The organism is Sediminibacterium sp. (genome assembly GCF_051860225.1).
GTDB lineage: Bacteria > Bacteroidota > Bacteroidia > Chitinophagales > Chitinophagaceae > Sediminibacterium.
Window position 1 is genome coordinate 1105667 of record NZ_JBHYEI010000001.1, and the last position, 21831, is coordinate 1127497.

General features: G+C 36.9%; 16 protein-coding genes. 15 read left to right on the plus strand and 1 reads right to left on the minus strand.

Translation table 11 applies throughout. The features are described from left to right. Nucleotides 1-99 precede the first annotated feature (99 nt). A complete protein-coding gene (locus ACTIEI_RS04790; protein ID WP_439505145.1) occupies nucleotides 100-1884 on the plus strand; it encodes an AMP-dependent synthetase/ligase in 1785 nt (594 codons plus the stop codon). After that, complete coding sequence (locus ACTIEI_RS04795; RefSeq protein WP_439505146.1) at nucleotides 1877-3328, plus strand: response regulator; 1452 nt, start codon at nucleotides 1877-1879, stop codon at nucleotides 3326-3328. The genes ACTIEI_RS04790 and ACTIEI_RS04795 overlap by 8 nt, the downstream gene beginning before the upstream one ends. Here the strand turns inward: ACTIEI_RS04795 and ACTIEI_RS04800 are convergent. Continuing rightward, the gene (locus tag ACTIEI_RS04800) at nucleotides 3315-4874 is read right to left on the minus strand and encodes a hypothetical protein (protein WP_439505147.1); all 1560 of its coding nucleotides are present in this window, start codon (nucleotides 4872-4874) and stop codon (nucleotides 3315-3317) included. The two genes, ACTIEI_RS04795 and ACTIEI_RS04800, sit on opposite strands and share 14 nt — an antisense overlap. Before the next feature lie 208 nt (nucleotides 4875-5082). On the opposite strand from ACTIEI_RS04800, the gene ACTIEI_RS04805 reads away from it, so the two are divergent. The 13 genes from ACTIEI_RS04805 to thrC are packed head-to-tail and all read left to right on the plus strand — an operon-like array spanning nucleotide 5083 to nucleotide 21831. Beyond that, the gene (locus tag ACTIEI_RS04805) at nucleotides 5083-6249 is read left to right on the plus strand and encodes a 2-isopropylmalate synthase (RefSeq protein WP_439505148.1); all 1167 of its coding nucleotides are present in this window, start codon (nucleotides 5083-5085) and stop codon (nucleotides 6247-6249) included. A 10-nt stretch (nucleotides 6250-6259) separates the two neighbouring features. Beyond that, a complete protein-coding gene (gene leuC, locus ACTIEI_RS04810; RefSeq protein ID WP_439505149.1) occupies nucleotides 6260-7669 on the plus strand; it encodes a 3-isopropylmalate dehydratase large subunit in 1410 nt (469 codons plus the stop codon). Between the two features lie 13 nt (nucleotides 7670-7682). Then, on the plus strand, nucleotides 7683-8267 hold the full coding sequence (gene leuD / locus ACTIEI_RS04815) for a 3-isopropylmalate dehydratase small subunit (protein WP_439505150.1): 585 nt from the start codon (nucleotides 7683-7685) through the stop codon (nucleotides 8265-8267). A 1-nt stretch (nucleotide 8268) separates the two neighbouring features. Beyond that, nucleotides 8269-9381 (plus strand): 3-isopropylmalate dehydrogenase, encoded by a 1113-nt coding sequence (gene leuB, locus ACTIEI_RS04820; RefSeq protein ID WP_439505151.1) that lies wholly within the window; start codon nucleotides 8269-8271, stop codon nucleotides 9379-9381. 37 nt (nucleotides 9382-9418) lie between these two features. Further along, nucleotides 9419-10300, plus strand: coding sequence for a branched-chain-amino-acid transaminase (gene ilvE / locus ACTIEI_RS04825; RefSeq protein WP_439505152.1), 882 nt, complete (start codon nucleotides 9419-9421; stop codon nucleotides 10298-10300). A 17-nt stretch (nucleotides 10301-10317) separates the two neighbouring features. Next, nucleotides 10318-11997: a dihydroxy-acid dehydratase gene (ilvD, locus tag ACTIEI_RS04830; protein WP_439505153.1), complete on the plus strand. Its 1680-nt coding sequence runs from the start codon at nucleotides 10318-10320 to the stop codon at nucleotides 11995-11997. Between the two features lie 9 nt (nucleotides 11998-12006). After that, on the plus strand, nucleotides 12007-13770 hold the full coding sequence (gene ilvB, locus ACTIEI_RS04835; protein ID WP_439505154.1) for a biosynthetic-type acetolactate synthase large subunit: 1764 nt from the start codon (nucleotides 12007-12009) through the stop codon (nucleotides 13768-13770). Nucleotides 13771-13775: 5 nt separating this feature from the next. After that, a complete protein-coding gene (ilvN, locus tag ACTIEI_RS04840; RefSeq protein WP_439505155.1) occupies nucleotides 13776-14363 on the plus strand; it encodes an acetolactate synthase small subunit in 588 nt (195 codons plus the stop codon). Nucleotides 14364-14397: 34 nt separating this feature from the next. Continuing rightward, on the plus strand, nucleotides 14398-15882 hold the full coding sequence (ilvC, locus tag ACTIEI_RS04845; protein WP_439505156.1) for a ketol-acid reductoisomerase: 1485 nt from the start codon (nucleotides 14398-14400) through the stop codon (nucleotides 15880-15882). Nucleotides 15883-15893: 11 nt separating this feature from the next. Next, the gene (ilvA, locus tag ACTIEI_RS04850) at nucleotides 15894-17156 is read left to right on the plus strand and encodes a threonine ammonia-lyase (RefSeq protein WP_439505157.1); all 1263 of its coding nucleotides are present in this window, start codon (nucleotides 15894-15896) and stop codon (nucleotides 17154-17156) included. A gap of 12 nt (nucleotides 17157-17168) precedes the next feature. Further along, the gene (gene thrA, locus ACTIEI_RS04855) at nucleotides 17169-19607 is read left to right on the plus strand and encodes a bifunctional aspartate kinase/homoserine dehydrogenase I (protein WP_439505158.1); all 2439 of its coding nucleotides are present in this window, start codon (nucleotides 17169-17171) and stop codon (nucleotides 19605-19607) included. Nucleotides 19608-19609: 2 nt separating this feature from the next. Then, nucleotides 19610-20539, plus strand: a complete 930-nt coding sequence (locus ACTIEI_RS04860; protein WP_439505159.1) for a homoserine kinase — start codon at nucleotides 19610-19612, stop codon at nucleotides 20537-20539. Next, nucleotides 20536-21831, plus strand: coding sequence for a threonine synthase (gene thrC, locus ACTIEI_RS04865; RefSeq protein WP_439505160.1), 1296 nt, complete (start codon nucleotides 20536-20538; stop codon nucleotides 21829-21831). Before ACTIEI_RS04860 ends, thrC begins: the two co-directional genes overlap by 4 nt.

Sequence of the window (21831 nt, forward strand, 5' to 3'; positions counted from 1 at the left end):
TATAAGTTGTTAAGCCAGTGTAAACTGGCTTTTTTATTTGTTTTTAATTGCCTAATTTGACTGTTTAAATAAAGTGTGCTCACTTTTAACGATTGCATTATGAATACAAAGCGTTTATTTGATGCGGTAGCTCATCAGTTAGAAAATTTTCCTAAGAATGATATGTTGGCTGCCAAAGAAAATGGGAAATGGAAAACCTATAGTACGCAACAAGTAGCTGAAACAGTGAATCGGTTTAGTGCTGGGTTATTATCATTGGGAGTAAAAGCCAATGATTTCACTCCTGAATCGAGCGATAAAATTGCCATCATCAGTAATAATAGACCTGAGTGGGTTTTTACCGATTTAGCAGTTCAACAAGTTGGCGGCATATTAGTTCCTGTTTATCCAACTACCAATCCCAATGAATTGGCTTTCATTCTAAATGACGCTGCAGTTAAATATATTTTTGTTAGCGGCGAAGATTTGTTGTTGAAAGTGCAAAGCATCATCGACAAAGTACCTTCCATTCAGGGGATTTATACTTTTGATACTATTGCTGGTGCCAAACATTGGACCGAAGTTACTGCGCTAGCTACGGATGATTTATTGACCCAAGTAGAAGCGATAAAAAAACAAGTTCCTGCTGAACAGTTGGCTACCATTATTTATACTTCTGGTACAACTGGAACTCCTAAAGGGGTAATGCTGTCTCATTCTAATATTTACACGAATGTGCAGTTTAGTAAAAAGAGTTTTCCATTTCATGATTCACCAGAATCTAAGGTTCTTAGTTTCTTACCCTTGAATCATATTTTTGAAAAAACTTGTACCTACATTTATTTATACAGTGGCATCAGTATTTATTATGCTGAAAGCCTTGAAACTATTGGAGATAATTTAAAAGAAATTAAGCCCAATGGATTTACTACGGTTCCCAGGTTACTCGAAAAAGTGTTCGAAAAAATTATGGCCAAGGGGAGTGAGCTCACTGGCACTAAACGAAAATTATTTTTCTGGGCAGTTGATTTAGCAGAAAAATACGACAACAGGGTTAGTGGTGGTGTTTGGTATAATATTCAATTGGCTATCGCTAATAAATTGATTTTTTCTAAATGGAGAGAAGCTCTAGGGGGGAATATCTCTTTTATTATTACTGGTGGTGCTGCTTGTCAGGTAAAATTATTGCGCATTTTTAATGCTGCTGGTGTGCCTGTTTACGAAGGGTATGGTCCTACTGAAAATAGTCCAGTGATTTGTGTCAACCGACAAGAAAAAGGCGGAACCAAATTTGGAACGGTTGGGCCTCCTATTGAAGGCATTCAAGTGAAGTTGGCAGAAGATGGTGAAATTATGGTAACTGGTCCTTGCGTAATGAAAGGCTATTATAAGCGCCCAGACCTAACTGCAGAAACCATGAAAGACGAATGGTTGCTCACAGGGGATATAGGTGTTTGGGATGAAAATAAATTTTTGAAAATAACCGATCGCAAAAAAGAACTCTTCAAAACTAGTGGTGGAAAATATGTTGCTCCTCAACCCATCGAAAATAAGTTAAAGGAAAGTCCTTTTGTAGAGCAAGTTATGGTGGTAGGATCTGAACGCAAGTTTGTAGGAGCATTAATTGTTCCTTCTTTTGCAACGCTTAAAGAGTGGATGCGAGAGAAAGGAATTCCATATACCACTAATGAAGATGTGATACATCACCCTAAAGTATTAGAACTGTATCGTGAACTGGTTGAGAGTTTCAATAAATTTTTTAATCATGTAGAGCAGATTAAAAAATTTGAATTATTGCCAAGAGAATGGACGGTTGATACGGGAGAAATGACTCCTAAGCTCAGCTTAAAACGCAAAGTAGTGAATGAGAAATTTAAAGATGCCATAGAACGAATCTATGCCTGAACCTAATGCATTATTGCGCATTCTTGTTGTAGAAGATAATCCTGCTGATTTATTTGTATTAGAAGGACTCTTGTGGAAAACCAGATTGCCTATTGGACAAATAATAAAAGCAAAAAGCAATGAAGAGGCAAACTTCTTGCTGAATAATGAACAGCCTAATCTGATTCTATTAGATCTCTCTTTGCCCGACAGTGCCGGTATTGAATCATTTAAGCATATCAATCATATTGCGCCTGCAATCCCAATCATTGTGTTAACGGGTTTGTCTGATATGGAAATGGCCCTCGAAACAATGGCTGCTGGAGCGCAGGATTATTTGGTAAAGGGTGAGTTTGATGAAAAATTGCTTTCCAAATCTATTCAATACAGTATAGAACGTAAACGCAATTTGGAAAATATTAGAATTAGCAATGAACGGTATCGTAGCTTATTCTATTATAACCCGATGGCTATTTTCATTTGGGATTTAGCTTCACACGAAATTTTGGAAGTGAATGATATGGCCGAAAAAGAATATGGCTATACGCGAGATGAATTTGTGAAATTGACGCTTTGGGACTTAAGAACGCCAGAGAATTATAATAAGCTAAAACTTTTTATTGAACATATTGCTGCATCGGAAGATTTGGATTCAGGTGGAATATGGGAGCATATCACTAAAAATGGGGAACGTATTTTCATGAATGTGTTTTCTCACCGAATTCAATTCAATGAAAGAAATGCAGTCATGGCCATTGCTCAAAATATCACGGGTAAATTATTACTAGAGAAAAAACTAGAAGAAGAGCGTTTAATTAAACAAAAAGAAATTGCAGAAGCTGTTATTAAGACTCAAGAACAAGAGCGTCACGATATTAGCAGAGAATTACATGATAATGTAAATCAACAATTAACTGTTGCAATGATGTACATTGCTTCAGCTGAAAAAAAGCAAGCACCAGGCGCTGATTTATTGCGACAATCTGCCGATTTTATTTTGCATGCTATTGAAGAAATAAGAAGATTATCGAAAGGATTGGTTACGCCTTTGATTAAAGACTTTGGTTTGGTTAAAGCAATCGAAAGTGTTTTAGAAGATGTGAATGGAGTGAATACCATGAAAATTGAATTTGTTTCTGATACTTTTTTTGAAGAAGATATTCATTATGATTTTAAGTTAAGCCTTTTTAGGATTGTTCAAGAGCAAGTGAATAATGTGCTAAAACATGCTGAGGCAACTGAACTAAAAATAGAATTAGGTAGAAATATTAATAGTATCTATTTATCTATTTGCGATAATGGAGTCGGTTTTGATTTAGCAGTACAAAAGAAGGGAATTGGGTTATACAATATAACGAGTAGAGTAGAACTATTTAATGGAACCATAAGTATTCATACTGCTCCAACTTCTGGCTGTGCAATGCATATGAGTTTTCCCATCACGCAAGCAATCATGCGTCACTAGTTCGTTTTTTAGCTTCCAGAAATTTTTGTCTAATGATAGTCTGTACAGGTTTACGCTGAATTTTACTTTCGAGCCATGAAATAAAATCGAGGTACATAAATGCCCTGGTTTCCATCCTGTCATTTGCCATACCTTTTAATTCGGTCAACAAATTTTGAAACAGCGGTTTAACTTGATTAGGTGCACTATGAAAGGATTTCTTTAAGAAACTAAATACAGCTTCTTCTGCTGCACTTAAGTTTTGCATTTTTGCCATGAAACGGTAAACAGATTTAAGCAAATATTTAAGTAAATCATAATTGCCCATTTCATAGTGTGCTATCATATGCAATAGTCTTGCATAACACTGTAAATCGGTTCTGAGGTCTACTTTTAAGTGGATGATTTTATTTAGATAGTCAATGCTTTTTTCTGCATCACCACTTCCAAAATACAAGGAGGCAATTTTATAGTAAAAGACCAATGTTCTGTGTCGGTCTAAGTATCCCTCATAATCAAATAGTTTTTCTTCTATTTCTGGAATAAGGGAAAGCCCTTTGGTAAAAGTTCCTTCCATGAAGTGCTTATTCAGTTTAGCAGTATACAAATAGGTGAAACTTTGTACTTTATTGTTGATGTTATTTTGAACAACTGAGGTTTCAATAAACCGTTCAAATTCTTTAATCGTTTCATTGAATTTTCGATAGTTCCTCAAATCAAAATGTGCTCCTAATAAATTATGCATGCCTTTAATAAAATGCGCCGTTTCAATTTCTATCATCTTTGGCTCTGCTTTAAATAGTTCTGTCCACTTAATGCAATAGCGATAATACATTAAAAATTCTTGGGTAATAAATGCGTACCAGCAGTAGCATTGATATAGATAAAGCTTTTCATAAAACGCCTTTCCTTGTTCGCTTTCGTGTAATAGCGGATGATTAAAATAAACAGCTAGTGCATTTTTATCTTCCTCGTTTCGCGCATGTCCGTTTCTGATATACCATTCGTATAGTAATAATGACAAATTGGATAATGTACTAATATTGACTAATCGCTCATTGGTTTCTTCCGATTCGGCACAAAGTTTCTGCGCTCTATCCTGCATACTTCTGGTAATATACAAGGATTCAATTTTTTTCTCTAAAAACAGTACTTGTTGAATATAAGTTACTTGGTTATTTGCTTTAGCTAATTCTTTTACCTTGTCTAGTATTTTTAAACTTTGAATATTTAATCCCTTATTATATAAAATTCTGGCAAAATCTAACTGCTCATGTAGTTGCAGGTCTATATTTTCTTCCTGCTTTAATAAACGAACACTTGCTAGTATTTCTTGGTATAAATGTGCTTTTAAATTAGAGAGTTGTTGCTTCTGAATGCTGGGTGTTTTCTTCAATAAAATGGCTTCATCATATTGTGGCATTTTATCTAAAGCGTCAAATAATTGAACCACTTTTAAATTACTTGTTCCAGAGTTGCGGGTCATATACAACTTAAAATTGCGTTTTTCGGCCCTTTCAAGCGATTGAATTAATTGAAATAAGGGGTCTGTTGATCTGTTGGGCATCGTAAAAAAGTTAAGCTATAATTCAATACAGTATTGACTTTTAAGGTTTTTGAATGGGTTTATACATCGTAAAAACCTACCTCTTTTGTTTCAAATCTAAAGATAAGGCAATCTAAATTCGAATACGACAGGCCGTACTGTTGTTATTAAAGGCAATCAATAGCAATAGCATCGCGCCTGTCTTTTTATATAAAAAATTCGATAGAATATGGCTGAAAAGATTCACATTTTTGATACGACCCTTCGTGATGGGGAACAAGTACCTGGCTGTAAACTCAATACCAAGGAAAAGCTAGGTCTCGCTTTGCAGTTAGAAGAATTGGGTGTAGACATTATTGAAGCAGGCTTCCCTGTATCTAGCCCGGGCGATTTTGAATCAGTTACTCAAATTGCTAAACATGTCAAAAATGCAACTGTTTGTGGTTTAACTAGAGCAGTTCAAAAAGATATTGAAGTGGCAGCGCAAGCCTTAAAATATGCCGTACGACCAAGGATTCATACAGGAATTGGTACTTCGGATTTTCACATCAAAGCTAAATTTAATTCTACTCAAGACGAAATTTTAGCTCGTGCTATTCAATGCGTTAAATGGGCTAGAAATTTTACCGATGATGTAGAGTTTTATGCAGAAGATGCAGGAAGAACGGATAATGAATATTTGGCGAGAGTGGTGGAAGCGGTAATTGCTGTTGGTGCTTCTGTAGTGAATATACCAGATACTACAGGCTATTGTTTACCTCATCAGTATGGAGAAAAAATTGCCTATTTAAAGAACAATGTTCCCAATATTGATAAAGCCATTCTTTCTTGTCATTGTCACAACGATTTAGGATTAGCCACTGCCAATTCAATTAGTGGAGTAATGAATGGAGCACGTCAAATAGAATGTACTATTAATGGGTTAGGCGAACGGGCTGGTAATACTTCATTAGAAGAAGTAGTGATGATTATTGCGCAACACAGGCAATTGAATTTATATACCAATATCAACACCCAAATGCTGAATCCATTGAGTAGGGAAGTCTCCGATATCATGCGGATGCCTGTTCAACCCAATAAAGCCATTGTAGGTTCGAATGCATTTTCTCATTCATCTGGTATTCATCAAGATGGATTTTTAAAATGTGCTGAAACTTACGAAATCATTAATCCTGAATTGGTAGGTGCTGAGGGGAGCAAAATTGTTTTAACTGCAAGAAGCGGACGAAGTGCATTAGCACACCGTTTTCAAAAGTTAGGATTTGAATTCAACAGAGATGATATTGATGCATTATACGAACATTTTTTATCAGTAGCAGATGGTAAAAAAGAGGTAGTAGAAACCGATTTACAACATTTAGCAAACAACTACAATAAAGTAAGGGCAATAGCATAATCAACATAAAATGGGAAAAACATTATTTGATAAAATTTGGGATGCACATGTGGTAGAAAAAATACAAGATGGTCCTTCCGTATTATATATTGATAAACATTTTATTCATGAAGTAACCAGCCCGCAAGCATTTAATGGGATTGAAAAGCGAGGCCTTTCTTTGTTTAGACCAAAGCAAACCATTGCAACGGCCGATCACAATGTGCCTACATTAAATCAGCACCTCCCTATTAAAGATCAGTTGAGTAAAATGCAAGTAGATCAATTAATAGAAAATTGCGAAAAGCATGGGGTAGAATTGTATGGATTAGGACATCCTTATCAAGGTATTGTGCACGTGATTGGTCCAGAATTGGGTATTACTCAGCCGGGTATGACCATTGTTTGTGGAGATAGTCATACTAGTACCCATGGGGCATTTGGTACCATCGCATTTGGAATTGGAACCAGTGAAGTAGAAATGGTTTTTGCTTCGCAATGCGTGTTACAAACCAAACCCAAAACCATGCGCATTAATATTGATGGTGAATTGTCTAGTGGGGTTGTTTCTAAAGACATCATTTTGTACATCATTGCAAAAATTTCTGCAAGTGGTGCTACCGGATATTTTGTGGAATATGCGGGTAGTACTATTCGTGCGCTTTCAATGGAAGCCAGAATGACCATTTGCAATATGAGTATTGAAATGGGTGCGAGAGGAGGCATGATTGCGCCGGATGAAATTACTTTTGAATATATCAAAGGAAGAGCCTACGCCCCTAAAGGAACTGCTTGGGATAAAAAATTAGCTGAATGGAAGGAATTGTATTCAGATGAAGATGCAGTTTTTGATTTGGAATTAACTATTGATGCAGCAGCAATAGCGCCCATGATTACTTATGGTACTAATCCTGGATTGGGCATGGCAATTGATGCAAATATTCCCTTAACTGACTCCATCAGTAACGAAGGCGAGCGTAAAAATTTAGCACAAGCGTTAACCTATATGGGATTAAATAGTGGTGTAGCTTTATTGGGAATGCCTGTTCAACACGTATTTATTGGAAGTTGTACTAATTCTAGAATTGAAGACCTCCGATTGGTAGCAGCATTGGTAAAAGGAAGAAAAAAACACGACGGCGTAAAAGTGATGATTGTGCCTGGTTCTCAACAAGTAGCCAAACAAGTTCATGCAGAGGGATTGGATAGAATATTTGCTGAAGCAGGATTTCAAATAAGACAAGCTGGTTGTAGTGCTTGTTTGGGTATGAATGAAGATAAAATTCCAGCTGGTGAATATTGTATTAGCACCAGTAATAGAAATTTTGAAGGTAGACAGGGCGCTGGCGCAAGAACATTGTTGGCTAGCCCTTTAACGGCTGCAGCTGCAGCTATTACAGGGGTAGTAACCGATGTAAGAGATTTAATTAATCCTAATTAGTAGTAAACATATTATGCAAGCTTTACAGCAAATAAAAAGTTCATTTGTTCCACTTCCCATTGAAAATGTGGATACGGATCAAATCATTCCTGCACGATTTTTAAAAGCTACCACCAGAGATGGTTTTGGAAAAAACCTTTTTAGAGATTGGCGCTACGAACAAGATGATGAATTGAAACCTAAGCCTGATTTTGTGTTGAATCAAACTACTTTTTCCGGAGATATATTGGTAGCAGGAAAAAACTTTGGTTGTGGTTCTTCAAGAGAGCACGCTGCTTGGGCTTTATTAGATTATGGATTTAAAGCGGTGGTCTCTAGTTTTTTTGCAGACATTTTTAAAAATAACGCACTCAATAACGGCGTATTGCCAGTAATTGTATCAGATGATTTCTTACAGCAAATTTTTGCTTTATCTGCTACAGATACGCTTACTATTGATGTAGAAGCGCAAACTATCACCATTGATGCTACTGGCGCAAAAGCTTCTTTTGAATTGAATCCGTATAAAAAAACATGTTTATTAAATGGGTACGACGATATCGACTTTTTGATTAGTCGAAAAGCAGCAATTGAAAAATTTGAATTAGAAAAAGGCTAATATGGAAAAGAAAATAGCAGTCATCAATGGAGATGGGATTGGTCCGGAAGTAACAGCACAATCCATTAAAGTACTCAATGCAGTAGCAGAAGAGTTTGGACACCAATTTACTTATACGCATGGATTAATGGGAGCAGTTTCTATTGATGCAACAGGATCTGCATTACCTGAAGAAACATTGGCTATATGCAAAGAGAGCGATGCCATTTTGTTTGGTGCAATTGGTCATCCAAAATTTGATAATGATCCCTCTGCAAAAGTGAGACCAGAGCAAGGGTTATTACAATTGCGTAAAGAATTAGGGTTGTTTGCGAATATTCGTCCAATTAATACTTATCGTTCGCTGCATCATCTTTCTCCTTTAAAAAGTAAACAATTAGAAGGAGTTGATTTTATTATATTCAGAGAATTAACTGGCGGTATTTATTTTGGTAAGCGAATGCTTACCGACGATAAAACCTATGCAACGGATGAATGTGCTTACCATGAATTAGAAATTGTTCGGGTGTCTAAAATGGCTTTTCAATACGCTCAGAATAGAAGAAAAAAACTAACCTTGATTGATAAAGCCAATGTATTAGAAACTTCCAGACTTTGGCGCAGAATCGTACAGGAAATGGCGCTTCAATTTCCTGATGTAGCCGTAGACTATATGTTTGTAGACAATGCTGCCATGCAAGTAATTCTCAATCCTGCTCAATTTGATGTGGTGTTAACCGAGAATATGTTTGGCGATATCATAAGTGATGAAGCAAGTGTTTTAAGTGGTTCTTTGGGTTTATTGCCTTCCGCATCTGTTGGAAAAACAGTCGCGATGTTCGAGCCTATTCATGGATCCTATCCGCAAGCTGCAGGAAAAGACATTGCCAATCCTTTAGGATCTGTTTTATCTGCTGCTATGATGTTAGATCATTTTGGTTTAATGGAAGAAGCTAATGCAGTTAGAGATGCAGTGAATTGGACATTAACGCATGCTTTTGTTACCAAAGACATTGATCCAATCAATAATTATGGTACCGAAGCAGTAGGTGATTTATTGGCCGACTATATTAGAAAGAAGCACGAAACCAATCAAGGAACGAATGCTTCTTTGAATGCTTCTACCATCATCTAGTCGGGGTCTTGTAAAGTACTCTTTAAAATCAACTACAATGAATTATTATCAGCCCACTACCATTATATATCTTAATGGTGAATTTGTAAAAGCGGAAGACGCTAAAATGGATTTGTATAGCCAATCACTCCATTATGGCTATTCAGTATTTGAAGGGATTCGTTCTTATACAACAACCGATGGGTCTACTGCAATTTTTAAAGCCCTTGAACATTTTGAGCGTTTGAAAATTTCTGCTGAGTCTATTAATCTTCCCTATTCATTTCATACACAAGATTTAATTGACGCTACTTATGAAGTGCTGAAACAAAATCATTTGGGAGATGCATATATACGACCAGTAGTATATGCACCTGCGAATATGAGTTTTGCTCGGAATACTGAATCTTTTCTTTTTATTGAAGCATGGGAAATGGCTCCATTTTTAGGAGATCAATTATTGCGCATCATGACTTCTTCATTTCAGCGTCCGAATCCTAAAGCGTTTAAAATTCATGCTAAAGCTGCTGGGCACTATGTGAACTCCATATTAGCTAGTCAGGAAGCCAAAGACAAAGGATACGATGAAGCTTTTTTATTGGATATGAATGATCATGCTGCGGAAGGTCCCGGCGCCAATGTGTTTTTTGAAAAAGACGGTGTGTTGCATACCCCTCAGGCTGGTCATATTTTAGTAGGAATCACAAGGGCTACTGTTTTAGAACTTTGTGCGCAATTGAATATTGAAGTGAAAGAAGGTGTGTATTCCATCAATGATATTAAACAAGCAGACGCCGCGTTTTTCTGTGGTACTGCTGCTGAAGTAATTGGTTGGAAATCTTTAGATGAATATGAATTTCCTAAAGCATGGAACCAAACCAATAGTCATAAAATACAACAAGCGTATAAACAATTAGTGGTGAAGCCTTTGTCTGTTTAGTATAAACAACAATTATTATGGAATTAAATAGATATAGTAAAACAATTACGCAAGATCCTACGCAGCCTGCCGCACAAGCCATGTTTTATGGCATTGGGTTAACGGATGCCGATTTAAAAAAAGCACAAGTTGGTATTGTAAGCATGGGCTATGATGGCAATACTTGCAATATGCATTTGAATGACCTGGCTAAGTTGGTAAAGAAAGGTGTTTGGGATAATGATTTAGTGGGATTGATTTTCAATACCATTGGCGTAAGTGATGGTATGAGTAATGGTACGCCAGGTATGCGTTATTCGTTGGTGAGCAGAGATGTAATTGCAGATTCAATTGAAACGGTTTGCGGCGCACAGTATTATGATTCAATTATTGCCATACCTGGTTGCGATAAAAATATGCCTGGGGCTTTAATTGCTATGGGTAGATTAAATCGACCCGCTCTCATGGTTTACGGCGGTACTATTGCACCTGGTCATTACAAAGGCCAAGACTTAAATATCGTTTCTGCTTTTGAGGCACTTGGTCAAAAATTAGCTGGGCAGTTAGATGAAAATGATTTCAAAGGAATCATACAACATGCCTGTCCTGGGGCAGGCGCATGTGGAGGTATGTACACAGCCAATACAATGGCTTCTGCTATTGAAGCATTGGGGATGAGTTTGCCCTATTCGTCTTCTAATCCTGCTTTGAGTGTAGAAAAGCAACAAGAATGCTTAGATGCAGGAAAAGCGATTCAATTGTTAATGGAAAAGAATATTCTTCCATCCGCTATTATGACGCGTAAAGCATTTGAAAATGCAATTACTATCATTATGGTATTGGGCGGAAGTACCAATGCAGTATTGCATATGATTGCGATGGCTAAAAGTGTTGGAGTTGCTTTAACACAAGATGACTTCCAAACGATTTCGGATCGAGTACCTGTGTTGGCAGATTTTAAACCGAGTGGTAAATATTTAATGCAAGACTTACACCAATATGGTGGTGTGCCTTCTGTAATGAAATATCTTTTATCTAAAGGATTATTACACGGGGATTGTTTAACTGTTACAGGGAAAACCCTTGCAGAAAATTTAGTAAATGTGCCCGATTTAGATTTTGATCAACAAAAAATAATACTACCAATTGAATCTCCTTTAAAAGCAACTGGTCATTTGCAAATTCTTTATGGCAATTTGGCAACAGGGGGTAGTGTTGCAAAAATTAGTGGTAAAGAAGGAGAATTATTTGAAGGACCTGCAAGAGTATTTGATGGTGAACAAGCATTAATTGAGGGTATTCAATCAGGAAAAATTCGAGAAGGTGATGTGGTAGTCATTAGAAATGTTGGGCCCGTTGGAGCTCCTGGTATGCCTGAAATGTTGAAGCCAACATCGGCTATTATTGGTGCAGGGTTAGGCAAGTCTGTCGCGCTTATTACGGATGGTCGTTTTAGTGGAGGCACTCACGGATTCGTGGTGGGTCATATCACCCCCGAAGCGGTAAATGGCGGTTTAATTGGCCTAGTGCATGATAATGATATCATTGAATTAAATGTGGCTACCAAAAAAATGACCTTAAAGGTTTCAGATGAAATCATCGCTACTAGAAGGGCTCAATGGGTTAAGCCCGCTTTGAATGTAACCAAAGGCGTTTTGTTTAAATATGCTAAATCTGTAAAGGATGCTTCTGAAGGTTGTGTAACGGATGAAGCTTAAATTTTTTGTATGAGTTCAATTGTAAAAGAAGCCGATCAAATTGAGACATTAATTGAACTTGCTTCAACTGAATCTTTTGAAGCGAGAGAGATTTCTGGTTCACAAGCAGTATTGGAAGCCTGTATTGCTGAAGGAGTAGACACCATATTTGGTTATCCTGGCGGTGCTATTATGCCCATTTATGATGCTTTGTACGATTATAATGATCGTTTAAAGCATGTGCTAGTAAGACACGAACAAGGGGGTATTCATGCAGGTCAAGGTTATGCAAGAAGTAGTGGTAAAGTGGGGGTAGTATTTGCGACAAGCGGACCCGGGGCAACTAATTTAGTTACTGGTTTAGCAGATGCAATGATTGATAGTACACCCTTGGTTTGTATTACCGGACAAGTATTTGCTCATCTATTAGGAACAGATGCTTTTCAGGAAACTGATGTAATTAATATTACTACCCCTGTAACTAAATGGAATTATCAAATTACCGATGCTACAGAAATTCCACATGTTTTATCGAAAGCATTTTATATAGCAGGTTCTGGAAGACCAGGTCCTGTATTAATTGATATTAGCAAGAATGCACAGATTCAAAAATTTAATTACGAAGGATATACAAAGTGCACTCATATTCGGAGTTATAGACCCAAGCCGATTGTGCGAAAAGAATATATAGAAGCTGCCGCTCAATTAATTAATGAGGCTAAAAAACCATTTGTGATTTTTGGACAAGGGGTAATATTGGGAAGGGCAGAAAAAGAATTTAAAGCATTTATAGAAAAAGGCGGGTTGCCTGCTGCTTGGACCATTTTAGGTTTAAGTGCATTGCCTACTGATCATCCACAAAATGTAGGCATGTTGGGCATGCATGGCAACTATGGTCCGAATGTGTTAACCAATGAGTGCGATGTGTTAATTGCGGTAGGAATGCGTTTTGATGACCGCGTTACAGGTAGGTTAGATAAATATGCCAAACAAGCAAAAATTATTCATTTAGATATTGATCCTGCTGAAATAAATAAGAATGTAACGGCAACTATTCCTGTATGGGGAGATTGTAAAGAAACATTGCCGCTGCTCACGCAATTGATTAAAGAAAAACAACACAAAGAATGGTTGGCGCTATTTAATCAATATACCAAAGACGAACAAGCGGCAGTCATTCAGGCTGAATTACATCCAACCCAAGGAGAGCTAACAATGGGGGAAGTCATTCAATTATTGAATGAGTTAACGGGTGGAGACGCAGTTGTTGTAACAGATGTTGGTCAACATCAAATGGTAGCATGCCGATATGCAAAGTTTAATGAAACCAAAAGCAATATCACTTCTGGTGGATTAGGCACTATGGGTTTTGCATTACCTGCTGCAATTGGAGCAAAATTTGGTGCACCTCAAAGAACCGTTGTTGCAGTGATTGGAGATGGTGGTTTTCAAATGACATTGCAAGAAATGGGAACCATTATGCAAACTGGTCTGAATGTAAAAATCTTGATTTTAAATAATCGGTTTTTGGGAATGGTGCGTCAATGGCAAGAATTATTTAATGATAAAAGATACTCTTTTGTAGATATACAAAGTCCTGATTTTGTTCAATTAGCTAAAGCGTATGCTATTGATGGCGCAAGTGTTGATGATCGAGCATCGCTAAAAGACGCTTTGCAGAAAATGTTGGATCATGATGGATCTTATTTACTGGAAGTAATCGTTGGAAAAGAGAATAATGTTTTCCCAATGGTTCCACAAGGATGTAGTGTTTCTGAAATAAGATTAAAATAATTGCAATGAAAAAAGAATATACCATTACTGTTTACACAGAGAACCAAGTAGGGTTACTCAACCGTATTGCGATTATTTTTTCTAGAAGAAAAATAAATATCGATAGTTTAAATGTTTCTCCTTCAGAAGTAGAATCTATTCATCGTTTTACCATTGTGATTAATGAAACAGTAGAAATAGTTAGAAAACTCTGCCTGCAAATTGAAAAACAAGTGGAAGTGCTGAAAGCTTATTATAATACCAATGATGAAATCATTTGGCAAGAAATGGCTTTGTACAAAGTGCCTACCGATGCAGTGGCTGAAAAACTACAAGTAGAACGTTTGCTAAGAGAATATGGTGCAAGGGCAGTAGTCATTAGAAAAGACTATACCATTTTTGAAACTACAGGGCACAGAGAAGAGACTGATCGATTAATCCAATTTTTAGAACCTTATGGGTTGATAGAATTTGTAAGAACTGCTAGAATCGCAATTATTAAAGCCAGTAGCGGATTCCATGAAAAGATTCGTGAATTTGAAGCAGTAGAACCTGCTGAAGAATTAATTGAGAACGAATTCCTAGATAAGGGTCAGGCTGTTTTTACTATGTAATCTAAATTTTAAATAAAACAACAAAACAAATAATATGGCAAACTATTTCAATTCTCTACCACTACGTGAGCAACTCAATCAATTGGGTGTTTGCGAATTCATGGACCAGTCTGCTTTTGCTGATGGAATCAATGCATTGGTGGGAAAAAAACTAGTCATAATCGGATGTGGTGCACAAGGGTTGAATCAGGGATTGAATATGCGTGATTCAGGCTTAGATATTGCGTATGCGTTGCGCAAAGAAGCTATTGAACAGAAAAGAGCTTCCTATATAAATGCAACTGAAAATAATTTTGTAGTTGGAACTTATGAAGAATTGATTCCAACAGCCGATGTGGTGATTAACCTTACTCCTGATAAGCAACATAGCGCTGTTATAAAAACAGTTATGCCACTCATGAAAAAAGGGGCTACGCTTTCTTATTCTCATGGATTCAATATTGTAGAAGAGGGAATGCAAATTAGAGCAGACATTACAGTAATTATGGTTGCTCCCAAATGTCCAGGTACCGAAGTGCGTGAAGAATATAAAAGAGGTTTTGGGGTACCTACTTTAATTGCTGTTCACCCTGAAAATGATCCTGAAGGGAAGGGCTGGGATTATGCCAAAGCTTATTGTGTTGCAACAGGTGGTCATAAAGCGGGGGTATTAAAATCTTCTTTTGTTGCCGAAGTAAAATCAGATTTAATGGGAGAGCAAACGATACTTTGTGGTTTGTTACAAACTGGTTCTATTTTATCATTCAATAAAATGATTGAAAAAGGAATTAATGCAGGGTATGCTGCCAAACTCATTCAATATGGATGGGAGGTAATTACCGAAGCGCTTAAGCAAGGGGGCATTACTGCTATGATGGATCGTTTGTCTAATCCCGCTAAGTTAAAAGCATTTGAATTATCTGAAGAGCTAAAAAATATCATGCGTCCCTTATTTCAGAAACACCAAGACGATATTATGAGCGGTGCTTTTTCTTCAGGTATGATGGAAGATTGGGCCAATGGGGATAAAAAATTATTGACTTGGAGAGAAGCAACGGGGTCAACTGCTTTTGAAAAAACAGCACCTGGCACTATGAAAATAAGTGAGCAGGAATATTTTGATAATGCACTGTTATTGGTAGCTTTTGTTAGGTCAGGTGTTGAATTGGCTTTTGAAACAATGGTTGAAGCTGGTATTAAAGAAGAATCTGCTTATTATGAATCCTTGCATGAAACACCTTTAATTGCTAACACTATTGCGAGAAAGAAATTGTACGAAATGAATAGGGTTATTTCGGACACTGCAGAATACGGATGTTATTTATTTGACCATGCTTGTAAGCCTTTATTGGCAGGCTTTATGGAAAATATCCAATCCGACGTGATTGGGAAAAATTTTAATGAGGGCAAAGACAATGGGGTTGATAATAAAACTTTAATAGCGGTTAATGCCGTTATACGTTATCATCCTGTTGAGATAGTAGGTGAAAAATTAAGACAAGCAATGACCGATATGAAAACCATTGCAACTAACCTTTGATTCAATCAATTATGATCGACAACCATACTATCACAGAAACTTTTGGTTTAGATATTGAGGCAGCTAGTTTAAAACTACGTCAAGTGGTAAAACATACCCCTTTGATTTATAATGCTTCCTTGTCTAAAAAATACGAATGTGCCGTGTACCTCAAGAGAGAAGATTTACAAATTGTTCGTTCGTATAAGTTGCGTGGTGCTTACAATATGATTAGTAGTTTGTCTGAAACCCAAAGAGCCAATGGCGTTGTTTGTGCTAGTGCGGGCAACCATGCGCAGGGTTTTGCTTATAGTTGTAAAGTGCTCAATATAAAAGGAGTAGTCTTTATGCCTATTATAACACCTAATCAAAAAGTTTCTCAAACTAAAATGTTTGGAGATGGTCATATCGAAATAAAATTAGTAGGGGATACTTTTGATGATTGTGCCACAGCTGCAAAAGCTTACACGGAAGCCAATGGAATGACTTTTATTCCACCATTTGATGATCTAAAAATTATTGAAGGTCAAGCAACAGTGGGAGTAGAAATTTTAGAAGAGCTGGCGCATATAGATTATTTATTTGCTCCTGTGGGAGGTGGTGGATTGATTGCTGGCGTTGGGGCTTATTTTCACAGCAAGTCTCCATCCACCCAAATTATTGGGATTGAACCTGAAGGAGCTCCTTCAATGACTGCTGCTTTACAAGCAGGTCATCCTGTGAAATTAGATCATATTGATCCTTTTGTAGATGGAGCAGCAGTTAAAAGAGTAGGTGATCAGCCATTTGTGATTTGCAAGGAAGTTATTGATGAAGTGGCATTGGTAAACGAAGGGAAAGTTTGCTCAACTATATTGAAACTATACAATGAAGATGCCATTGTAGTGGAGCCAGCTGGTGCTTTATCTATAGCAGCATTGGATGATTTTGCTCAAGTAATTAAAGGTAAAACAGTGGTTTGTATTGTAAGTGGAAGCAATAATGATATAGACCGAATGCAAGAAATAAAAGAACGTTCTTTACAGTATGAAGGGTTAAAACATTTTTTCTTAGTTCGTTTTGCACAACGGCCAGGTGCATTAAAGGAATTTGTAAATCTTGTACTAGGTCCAACGGATGATATTGTTCGTTTTGAGTATATGCAAAAACATAACAAAGAAACGGGTCCTGCTTTGGTAGGGATTGAAATGCAGAACAAAGCAGATTATGATCGTCTACTAGAGAACATGAAACGATACCATATTAATTTTACCCCTATCAACAAGAATGATAATTTATTTGGTTACTTAATTTAATAATAATTTTTTATGCAGGTATTGAAGTTTGGGGGAAGTTCTGTTGCGAACGCAGAAAACATCAATAAAGTTGTAGCCATTGTTTCAAGCGCTATGCAGAAAGATGCTACGATTCTGGTGGTGTCTGCATTGGGTGGAGTTACGGATGAATTAATTGCGATTGGTGTTTTGGCTTCAACCGGAAATGAAAAATATAAAGAACAAATTCAAGCCCTTGAAAATAAACATTTAACTGCGGTAAGAGCTTTGCTGCATATTCAAAATCAAAGCGCAACCTTAAGTTGGGTAAAGCAACAATTGAATGAATTAGAGCGAGTAGCTGATGGAATATTTTTGTTGGGCGAATTATCAGCTCGAATAAAAGACCGTTTGGTAAGTTATGGTGAGTTATTGTCTTCTTATATCATTAATGCAAAATTAACCGAGATGAATTTGCAGCCAGTTTGGGCAGATTCAAGACAGTTGATTTTGACTAATGAGCAATATGGTAATGCAACTGTTCAATTTGAACAAACGAATAATCAAATTGGTGCTTTTTTGCAAACATATCCTGCACAACTATATGTTGCTCCTGGTTTTATTGCTTCCAATAATAAAAAATATACGACTACTTTGGGTAGGGGTGGTTCTGATTATACTGGGGCTATTTTTGCAGCAGCTACCAATGCAACTATTTTAGAAATTTGGACAGATGTAACTGGTATGATGACCGCAGATCCACGGTTGGTTCAAAATCCAAAACCCATCGAAGCCATATCTTATCAGGAAGCGATGGAACTTTCTCATTTTGGGGCAAAGATTATTTATCCTCCTACTATACAACCGGTAATGAAAAAAAATATTCCGGTATGGGTGAAAAATACCTTTGAGCCAGATGCAGCTGGTACAGTAATTCAGCAGCATGCCGTCACTAATAATGATATAGTTAGAGGTATTTCAAGCATCAATAAAATTGCATTATTGAGTTTAGAGGGAAGTGGCATGATTGGTATACCTGGATTTAGTAAGCGTTTGTTTGAAGTGTTGGCTATGCGCAATATCAATGTGATTTTAATTACACAAAGCTCTTCTGAATATTCTATTTGCGTAGCTATTAATGAAGCTGATGCGCTGCTTGCTCAACAATCTATTGATGCTTTTTTTGCTTACGAAATTGAAAATGGAAAAGTTAATCCGGTAACGGTAGAAACCGACTTAAGTATTCTTGCAGTAGTAGGCGAACAAATGAAAAGCCACCCAGGCATCAGTGGTAAAATGTTTGGCGGCTTGGGGAGAAATGGGATCAATGTTCGCGCAATAGCTCAGGGCTCTTCAGAAAAAAATATCTCTGCTGTTATTGCAGCTACTGATGTTAAAAAAGCCATCAATGTATTGCATGAAGACTTTTTTGAAACTACCTATAAACAACTAAATGTATTTATTGCGGGGGCAGGGAATGTAGGGAGTAAGTTATTGAGTCAATTGCATAATCAAATGCAATACTTAAAAGAACATATGCGTTTGCAAATACAAGTTGTTGGAATTGCAAATAGTAGAAGAGTGCTTTTGGATGATGCGGGTATTGATTTAACCAATTGGAAATCTTTATTGGATCATGCACCAGAAGCCAATATTCATTCGTTTGCAGCTTCAATCATTCAAAAGAACTTGCGCAATAGTGTTTTTGTTGACGTAACAGCTAACGATACAGTTGCATCGGTGTATGGAAGTTTATTGTCGAAGAGTATTGCAGTGGTTGCATGTAATAAGATTGCTTGTTCAGCATCCTATGCAGATTATAAAAAGCTGAAATCATTAGCCAGAACATTTAATACCCAGTTCTTATATGAAACCAACGTAGGAGCTGGTTTGCCGATCATTGGAACCTTAAATGATTTATTAAGAAGTGGTGATAAAATCAATAAAATTCAAGCGGTATTATCAGGCACGTTGAATTTTGTTTTTAATCATTATAATGGAACCATTCCTTTTGCACAGGTAGTAAAGCGTGCACAGGATGAAGGGTATACTGAACCCGATCCTCGATTAGATTTAGGAGGAACCGATGTCATGCGTAAAATCATGATTTTGGCTAGAGAAGCAGGGGAGCCTATGGAAATGAGTCAAATTACTAATGAAGCATTTTTACCAGCCAGTTGTTTTGAAGGCTCAGTAGATGATTTTTATGCAGAGATGGAAAAACAAGAACCACATTTTAAACAATTGTACGAAGCCGCAAAAGCAAATAATGCAAAATTAAAATTTGTTGCTGAGTATGATAAAGGAATAGCTAAAGTTGGTTTGCAACATATTCCCGCTAATTCTGATTTTTATCATTTGTATGGAAAAGACAATTTGGTGTTGTTCTATACGGAGCGCTATCCAGAACAACCTTTGGTAGTTAAGGGAGCTGGCGCTGGAGCGGAAGTAACTGCATCTGGAGTATTTGCTGATATTATTAGAGTAGCATAATCATGGCAAATAAAATAATTATACATAGTCCTGCTACCGTTGCCAATATGGTTTGTGGGTTTGATATATTAGGGTTTGCGGTAAATGAGCCTTTTGATATCATGTATATTGAATTCAAAGACGAGCCGGGCATTACCATTGTAAATGAAGACGAATTCAACTTGCCTACAGATCCACAACAAAATGTAGCAGGTGCTGCTTTAATGGCACTAATGGAAGCCTATTCCACTCCAGTTGGGTTTAAGCTTACCATTAATAAACAAATTAAACCCGGTAGTGGGGTAGGGTCAAGTGCAGCCAGTTCTGCTGGTGCAGTTGCTGGAGCAAATGCATTATTGGGAAATCCATTTTCAAAAGAAGACTTAGTTCGGTTTGCCATGAATGGAGAAAAACTGGCTTCAGGAGTAAAACACGCGGATAATATTGCACCCTGTATTTATGGAGGTGTTACATTGATTCGTTCTGTTTTTCCATTAGACATTATTAAACTTACAGTCCCTGATTTATTTGTAACAATTGTACATCCACAGATAGAAGTAAGAACTGCTGACGCAAGGAGTATATTGAAACAGCAAATTTTATTGAAGGATGCCATTAAACAATGGGGAAATATTGCTGGGCTGGTTGCAGGCTTAGAACAGGGAGATTATGATTTGATTGGAAGATCTTTAGAAGATGTATTGATAGAGCCTACCAGAAGTATTTTAATTCCTGCTTTTGATCAGGTAAAAAATATTAGTAAAGAATTAGGTGCTTTGGGTGGAGGAATTTCAGGTTCAGGCCCTTCCATATTTATGTTGAGTAAAAATGAACATACTGCTAAAGCAGTGCAAATGGCAATGAACCAAATTTATGATTCAATTGGATTAAGCTGCCATACGTATGTAACTACCATTAATACCAATGGGATTCAATTAATGGATGCGTCATGAAATATTTTAGTTTAAATAAGCAATCGCCCCTTGTTAATTTTAAAGAAGCTACTATATTGGGGCAGGCCCCTGATAAGGGGTTATACTTTCCTGAACAAATTCCTATTCATGCACCCGATTTTATCGACCAGCTTACAAAGCTATCGAAAGAAGAAATTGCTTTTCGTGTAATGGAGCCATTTGTAGGAGACGTAATACCTGCTGATGAATTATATCGTATCGTTAGTGAAACAGTCAACTTTCAATTCCCTTTAAATTTTATTCACGCTGGAATTGCATCACTTGAATTATATCATGGTCCCACTTTTGCATTTAAAGATGTGGGTGCTAGATTCATGAGCAGGTGTCTTTCTTACTTCTCAAAAAACCAATCTAACAAGATTACTATTTTGGTGGCAACTTCTGGAGATACGGGTGGTGCAGTAGCCAATGGCTTCTTAGGCGTAGAAGGGATTGATGTAATCATTTTATATCCTTCCGGAAAGGTAAGTCCAGTTCAAGAATTACAACTGACTACTTGTGGTGAAAATATTACCGCATTAGAAATTGATGGAAGCTTTGACGATTGTCAGGCGATGGTGAAAGCAGCCTTTGCAGATGATGACATTAATGCTGCAATGCAGTTGAGTTCTGCCAACTCTATTAATGTTGCCAGATGGCTTTCACAACAGATTTATTATTTTTTAGCCTACCAACAATGGGAAGAAAAAACTGCTCCAGTGATAGCGGTACCTAGTGGTAATTTTGGAAATCTTTGTGCGGGAATTATGGCGTATAAAACCGGGTTACCTGTTAAGCATTTTATTGCTGCTTGTAATGTAAATGATGCAGTGCCTTATTATTTACAAACCAGTATTTTTAAGTCAAAGCCTACTACGCCCACTATTTCAAACGCAATGGATGTGGGCAATCCCAGTAATTTTGTAAGAATATTGGAATTGATGAATCATGAGTATATTGCTTTTAATTCATTGGTTTCTGGATATACTATTTCAGATGAAACAACTATTCAAACGATACGTGAAGTTTATCAACAAAATAATTATTTATTAGATCCTCATGGAGCAGTTGCGTATGCTGCTTTACAGCAATATCAACAAAATCATAATAATGCTGCTGGCTATATTTTAGAAACAGCTGATCCAATAAAGTTTCCCGATGCCATTAACACCGCAATTGGCGTAGCGCCTAAAATCCCGCTTGCGGCAATGGAATTGTTTACGAAAGAAAAAAGAAGCATACCGATGTTAAACGAATATGCTTCCTTTAAAGATTATTTATTGAGTAGATAA

Bases quoted from the DNA above. Each gene is read 5' to 3' on its own strand.
- ACTIEI_RS04805 (WP_439505148.1), top strand. From the start codon at position 5,083: ATGGCTGAAAAGATTCACATTTTTGATACGACCCTTCGTGATGGGGAA.
- thrA (WP_439505158.1), top strand. From the start codon at position 17,169: ATGCAGGTATTGAAGTTTGGGGGAAGTTCTGTTGCGAACGCAGAAAAC.
- leuC (WP_439505149.1), top strand. From the start codon at position 6,260: ATGGGAAAAACATTATTTGATAAAATTTGGGATGCACATGTGGTAGAA.
- ilvC (WP_439505156.1), top strand. From the start codon at position 14,398: ATGGCAAACTATTTCAATTCTCTACCACTACGTGAGCAACTCAATCAA.
- ilvA (WP_439505157.1), top strand. From the start codon at position 15,894: ATGATCGACAACCATACTATCACAGAAACTTTTGGTTTAGATATTGAG.
- ACTIEI_RS04860 (WP_439505159.1), top strand. From the start codon at position 19,610: ATGGCAAATAAAATAATTATACATAGTCCTGCTACCGTTGCCAATATG.
- ilvD (WP_439505153.1), top strand. From the start codon at position 10,318: ATGGAATTAAATAGATATAGTAAAACAATTACGCAAGATCCTACGCAG.
- ilvN (WP_439505155.1), top strand. From the start codon at position 13,776: ATGAAAAAAGAATATACCATTACTGTTTACACAGAGAACCAAGTAGGG.
- ACTIEI_RS04795 (WP_439505146.1), top strand. From the start codon at position 1,877: ATGCCTGAACCTAATGCATTATTGCGCATTCTTGTTGTAGAAGATAAT.
- ilvB (WP_439505154.1), top strand. From the start codon at position 12,007: ATGAGTTCAATTGTAAAAGAAGCCGATCAAATTGAGACATTAATTGAA.
- ACTIEI_RS04790 (WP_439505145.1), top strand. From the start codon at position 100: ATGAATACAAAGCGTTTATTTGATGCGGTAGCTCATCAGTTAGAAAAT.
- leuB (WP_439505151.1), top strand. From the start codon at position 8,269: ATGGAAAAGAAAATAGCAGTCATCAATGGAGATGGGATTGGTCCGGAA.
- thrC (WP_439505160.1), top strand. From the start codon at position 20,536: ATGAAATATTTTAGTTTAAATAAGCAATCGCCCCTTGTTAATTTTAAA.
- ilvE (WP_439505152.1), top strand. From the start codon at position 9,419: ATGAATTATTATCAGCCCACTACCATTATATATCTTAATGGTGAATTT.
- ACTIEI_RS04800 (WP_439505147.1), bottom strand. From the start codon at position 4,874: ATGCCCAACAGATCAACAGACCCCTTATTTCAATTAATTCAATCGCTT.
- leuD (WP_439505150.1), top strand. From the start codon at position 7,683: ATGCAAGCTTTACAGCAAATAAAAAGTTCATTTGTTCCACTTCCCATT.